General features: G+C 65.1%; 7 protein-coding genes and 1 pseudogene. 5 read left to right on the plus strand and 3 right to left on the minus strand.

From position 1 onward, the window contains the following. Window positions 1–230, plus strand: a pseudogene (locus tag EN993_RS37460) (substrate-binding domain-containing protein); the annotation flags it as partial. On the opposite strand, the gene EN993_RS30995 reads toward EN993_RS37460, so the two are convergent. Next, a complete protein-coding gene (locus tag EN993_RS30995; protein WP_109660055.1) occupies window positions 163–789 on the minus strand; it encodes a TetR/AcrR family transcriptional regulator in 627 nt (208 codons plus the stop codon). The pseudogene EN993_RS37460 and the gene EN993_RS30995 overlap by 68 nt on opposite strands. A gap of 66 nt (window positions 790–855) precedes the next feature. Here EN993_RS30995 and EN993_RS31000 point away from each other — a divergent pair, with 66 nt between their 5' ends. Next, window positions 856–1,281, plus strand: coding sequence for a VOC family protein (locus tag EN993_RS31000; protein WP_109660058.1), 426 nt, complete (start codon window positions 856–858; stop codon window positions 1,279–1,281). Window positions 1,282–1,290: 9 nt separating this feature from the next. Here the strand turns inward: EN993_RS31000 and EN993_RS31005 are convergent, their stop codons facing one another. Then, window positions 1,291–2,241 (minus strand): trypsin-like peptidase domain-containing protein, encoded by a 951-nt coding sequence (locus EN993_RS31005; protein ID WP_109660060.1) that lies wholly within the window; start codon window positions 2,239–2,241, stop codon window positions 1,291–1,293. 168 nt (window positions 2,242–2,409) lie between these two features. Here EN993_RS31005 and EN993_RS31010 point away from each other — a divergent pair, with 168 nt between their 5' ends. Continuing rightward, window positions 2,410–3,282, plus strand: a complete 873-nt coding sequence (locus tag EN993_RS31010; protein ID WP_109660063.1) for a S1C family serine protease — start codon at window positions 2,410–2,412, stop codon at window positions 3,280–3,282. A gap of 8 nt (window positions 3,283–3,290) precedes the next feature. Next, on the plus strand, window positions 3,291–3,917 hold the full coding sequence (locus EN993_RS31015; protein WP_109660065.1) for a helix-turn-helix transcriptional regulator: 627 nt from the start codon (window positions 3,291–3,293) through the stop codon (window positions 3,915–3,917). A gap of 245 nt (window positions 3,918–4,162) precedes the next feature. Here the strand turns inward: EN993_RS31015 and EN993_RS31025 are convergent, their stop codons facing one another. After that, on the minus strand, window positions 4,163–4,429 hold the full coding sequence (locus tag EN993_RS31025; protein ID WP_164757920.1) for a type II toxin-antitoxin system VapB family antitoxin: 267 nt from the start codon (window positions 4,427–4,429) through the stop codon (window positions 4,163–4,165). A gap of 180 nt (window positions 4,430–4,609) precedes the next feature. On the opposite strand from EN993_RS31025, the gene EN993_RS31030 reads away from it, so the two are divergent. Then, a partial coding sequence (locus tag EN993_RS31030) for an SDR family oxidoreductase (protein WP_127265676.1) occupies window positions 4,610–5,101 on the plus strand: 492 nt, incomplete at its 3' end.

The raw sequence follows: 5,101 nt of genomic DNA on the forward strand, positions 1-5,101 counted from the left end.
GGCTGATATCAGACGATCTGGCGAGCGGCCGGCTGGTGGAAATCGACCTCGAGTCCTTCAGGGAGGTGAGTTCGCCCCTGTTTGCGATGCATCGCAACGACCGCAGCCCGAAGCCGGCGGCGGCCTGGCTGATCGACCAATTCAAGCGCCAACTCGGCTGCTTCAACGAGTTCGAGCCGGGCGAGGTGCCTGAAGAGGAGCTGGAGACAGCCCATCGATCAGCGCCATGAGAACAGTGCGATAATCCTGCGCTGAGGCGCCGGCCTCGATCGCCAGGGCGGCGCGGTCGAAGGCTGCGCCGAGCAGCGCGGTCAGCGCTTCCGCCGGCAATCTCGTCATCGCCTGCGCCCGCATTGCCGCGACCAGCCCTTCGCGCAGCGAGCGGTTGCCGTGGCGGTTGTCGATCGCGTCCATTGCGGGGCGTCCAAGCACGGCCGGGCCATCGAGCAGCAACAGCCGCGTGCGGCCGGGTGCGCGCATGGCGGCGAGATAGGCATCTGAGCCGGCAATCAGTGCTTCGCGCGCATCGAGCGAGGGCGGCGAGGCGCGCTCGATCTCTTCGGCGACCGCTGCCGCCTCCTGCTCGACCACGGCTGCAAACAGCGCCTGCTTGTCGGCAAAATGGTGATAGAGCGCACCGCGCGTCACGCCGGCGGCGGCAGCGATCTCCGGCGTGCCGGTCTCGGCATAGGATTTTTCCGTAAACAGCTTTCGTGCCGCGGCAATCAGGTCGGCGCGCGTCGCTTCGGTGCGGTCGCGGTTGGAACGGCGTGTGGTTTCCTGTTGCATACATGCAGCCTGTATGTTAATTCAATCTACATGCAGACTGTATGTTAATTGACGGGAGAAGGAAAGATGAAGACCACGAGCTACTACCCGGTGCTGATGACGGGCGACGTCGCCGGCACGACGGCGTTCTATGTCGAGCATTTCGGTTTCCAGCCGCTGTTTACGAGCGACTGGTATGTGCATCTGCAATCGGTGGACAACAAACGCGTCAATCTGGGCATCGTCCAGGGCGACCATGAGACTATCCCGGAAGAGGGGCGGGGCCGCACCTCGGGCCTGCTGATCAATTTCGAGGTTCGCGACCCGGACGCGGTCTATAAGCGTGTCGTCGCTGCCGGCTTGCCGATCCTGCGTTCGCTGCGCGACGAGCCCTTCGGCCAGCGCCATTTCATCACCAAAGACCCCAATGGCGTGCTGATCGACGTCATCAAGCCGATCCCGCCGAGCGAGGCGTTTCTGGCGCAGTATGCAGAGGGAGCGGCGGGAGCCTGAGCGCCCGCCTCAGCCAGCCCTTGCCACCGGCGTCACCGTCACCTGGCTGACGCCGGTGCGGCGCACGACGGTGCACAGCGTCTCGCGGCCGATGCGTTCGGCGTCGAGCATGCGCACGAGGTCGTCGACGCCGGTGACAGGACGGCCGTCGATGGCGGCGATGATGTCGCCTTCCTTCAGGCCGGCCTTGGCCGCCGGGCCATCCTTCTCGACGCTGCGCAGCCGCACTGCGGTGCTGGTCGAGACCTGCGATAACAAGGCCGCGCGGCGCGGCAGATTGGTGGTGTCGGCCGAGACGCCGATGAAGGCGCGGCGCACGCGGCCGAAGCGGATGATCTCCGAAATGACGAAGTTGGCGGTGTTGGAGGCGACCGCGAAAGCGATGCCTTGCGCGCCGTGGATCATGGCGGTGTTGACGCCAATGACCTCGCCCGCCGACGACACCAGCGGCCCGCCGGAATTGCCGGGGTTGAGCGCCGCGTCGGTCTGGATGACGTCGTCGATCAGCCGGCCGGTGGAGGCGCGCATAGAGCGGCCAAGCGCCGAGACGACGCCAGAGGTGACGGTCCATTCGAAGCCGAGCGGATTGCCGATGGCAATGGCGATCTGGCCGCGCCGCAGCCGCTTGGAATCGCCCAGCGGCGCGACGTCGGCAAAGCTGCCATCGGCGCGCACCAGCGCGATGTCGGTGTCGGGGTCGCGGCCCAGCACGCGGCCTTCGCTGGACGACCCGTCCGGCATCGAGACGCGTACCGTCCTGGCGTCGCCGACGACATGGAAGTTGGTGACCACCAGCCCGTCCGGCGCGATGACGAAGCCCGAACCATGGCCGCCCTGACCGCCGACGCGCTCGATGCGGCAGACGGCCGGGCCGATGCGGTCGACGGCGTCTGCAACGGTCGTCGAATAGGCGTCGAGCAACGTGTCATCAGTTTGGAATTTGGTGGCGGCGAGGGCCATGATCAGGCTCCGTGTTTTCAGGCGAAAGGATGACTATATGTGCGGAGCGGGCCGAACCGTCGCGACCTGACCAGATGGCCAGTCAAACCAGCAACTAGCCGTCAGGCGAGTACCTCCGGGCGCGCTGTCGAGCGATATCTGGGGCATGGATGAACCCAGGAGATATTCATGAGCGACTTCAATCTGAATGCATTTTCCGACGCCATCGCCGATCTCGCGGCACAAGCGGCTCCGGCAACGGCGAGTTTCGCCACGCATCATCACCGCACGGCAAGCGCCTTTCACTGGCGTGACGGCTATTTCGTCACCGCCGAAGAGGCCGTCGAGGCCGGCGAGGAGATCGAGCTGGTGCTGGCCTCGGGCGAGACCGTGAAGGCCGAACTGATCGGCCGCGATCCGTCGACCGGCGTTGCCCTGCTGAAGCCGGCGGGGGCCGTCAGCGCCGTGCCGTTGGCCATGGCCGATGCAGTGCGGCCGGGCAACATCGCCATCGCCATCGGCAACAGCCAGGGCTCGGCTCTGGCCGTGTCGGGTTCGGTCGGCGAAGTCGGTCCGGCCTGGCGCTCGATGCGCGGCGGCACCATCGACCGGCGCATCAATCTTGCCGTCGGCGCCGGCGGCCGTTTCGAAGGCGGTCCGGTGCTCGATGCCAAGGGCGCACTGATCGGCATGCTGTTGTTCGGACCGCGCCACCGGGCGCTGGTCATGCCTTACGAGACGATCGAGCGGGCGGTCGCGACCCTGCGTGAGAAAGGCCATGTCGCGCGCGGTTATCTCGGCGCCGGCCTGCATCCGGTACGCGATCGCGATGCGCAGGGCGCGATGGTGATGAGCCTCGACGACGATGGTCCCGCCAAGGCCGCCGGTCTCTCACTTGGCGACATCATCATGGCGTGGAACGGCGAGGCCGTGCATGGTCCGCGCGACCTGATCCGCAGGCTTGGACCCGACAGCGCCGGCGCTTCGGTGACGCTGGGCGTGGTGCGCGGCGGCGAACAGCGCGATGTCGCGCTGACAATCGGCGAAAAGCCGCTGAGCTGAGGTGATCGATGGACACGCTCACCAGCGACCGGATCATGCATGACGGTGCCGTCTCGCGGCGGCTGGTGGTGCTGATTGCGCTTGGCGATGCGGAGCGCGCCGAGCGCCTGGCTACCTCGCTTGCCGCCAGCGATGACCTGCTGCCGGTCGTGGCCGGCAGAGCCGATGTCGCCATCGTTGACGACCGGAGCGGTGAGGCGGTGCCGGCCGCCATTCCAAGGGTGCTGCTGTCGGGACGCGGCGACGAGCGGCCCACCGGTGAGGTGTTGGCCGTCATGGCGGCGGGCGCGGACGATTTGTTGATCGCCGCAGCAGTGCGGCTGGCTGCGGCCGGCTATCGCGTATCGAACGATGGCAGAAGCGGGCGCCATGAGCATTTCCATGCCGGTGATGGCGAGCCGTTCGAGGAGGAAACCCCCGACGAGCATGCTGTCCGGCCTTCGCTGTCGCCGCGCGAAGCGGAAGTGCTGGCGCTGCTGGCTGAGGGCGCTCCCAACAAGGTGATCGCGCGGCGCCTCAACATCTCCGTGCACACGGCGAAGTTCCACGTCGCCGCAATCCTGATCAAGCTCGGTGCGGCCAACCGCACCGACGCGATCGCCATTGCGATGCGGCAGGGGTTGGTGCTGGTTTAGGAACGACGTGTCCGGCAGTTTTTGGCGATCATTGGAAGAGTCAGCGCCGCCCCTCATCCGCCTGCCAGCACCTTCTCCCCGTATAGTGACGGGGAGAAGGGAGATAGCCGCGCCGCTGGCGCTTGCTCTGCAATATTGATGATTGGCGAAATCATCGGCACAGCCTCTTTCTCCCCGTCACTATACGGGGAGAAATGCCCGGCAGGGCAATGAGGGGCGGCGCGACGCTGAGGTTGAGATATGCATCATCTGGTCGGGATCCCGAGTTCGTCGTAGCCGAGTATCTCGTCCTCCGTCATCGGGTGGTCTCTCATAGGTATCTGGCCTGCTTGCTCTGAAATTTCCATAAGCCTCACGATCAGGTCAGACTCGTTTTGCTGAGAAGTCAGGTTTTCGCGAGCAATTTCGTTTTCGAGGCTCTGCCGGATCGCTTCCGTCACGGACACGCCACGGCTCATGGCGAGTTCTCGGGCCAGCCGCTCCACTTCGACATTCTTAATCAACAAAGCCATTTGGTGATCTGCCATCCGGTGTGGGAATTATATGCCAAATCGGTTGTGACGCCACGTCGTTTGCAGCCGGCAAGACACGGGACCCTCCGCAACGTCACCATAGCTTCCGCCTCAAGCTCTTGTATCCGGCAGCGCCACAGGCAAGGATTGCGCAACGAGATAAAGCCATTGGAGGGAAAAATGTCGCTCAAGGGAAAGACGCTGTTCATCTCCGGCGGGTCGCGCGGCATCGGGCTGGCGATCGCGCTGCGTGCGGCACGCGACGGCGCCAATGTGACGATCGCCGCCAAGACCGCCGAGCCGCATCCGAAGCTGCCGGGCACGATCTATACGGCGGCCGAAGAGATCGAGCAGGCCGGCGGCAAGGCGCTGCCCGTGCTGTGCGACATCCGTGAGGAGGCACAGGTGGCCGAGGCGGTCGCCAGGACCGTGGAAAAGTTCGGCGGCATCGACATCTGCGTCAACAATGCCAGCGCCATCCAGCTCACCGGCACGCTGGAAACCGACATGAAGCGCTACGACCTGATGCATCAGATCAACACGCGCGGCACCTTCCTGGTATCCAAAATGTGTATCCCGCACCTGAAGTTGGCTGCAAATCCTCACATCCTGAATCTGGCGCCGCCGCTCGACATGAAGGCCAAGTGGTTCAAGAACCACGTCGCCTACACC

The organism is Mesorhizobium sp. M7D.F.Ca.US.004.01.2.1 (assembly GCF_003997785.1).
GTDB classification, from domain to species: domain Bacteria; phylum Pseudomonadota; class Alphaproteobacteria; order Rhizobiales; family Rhizobiaceae; genus Mesorhizobium; species Mesorhizobium loti.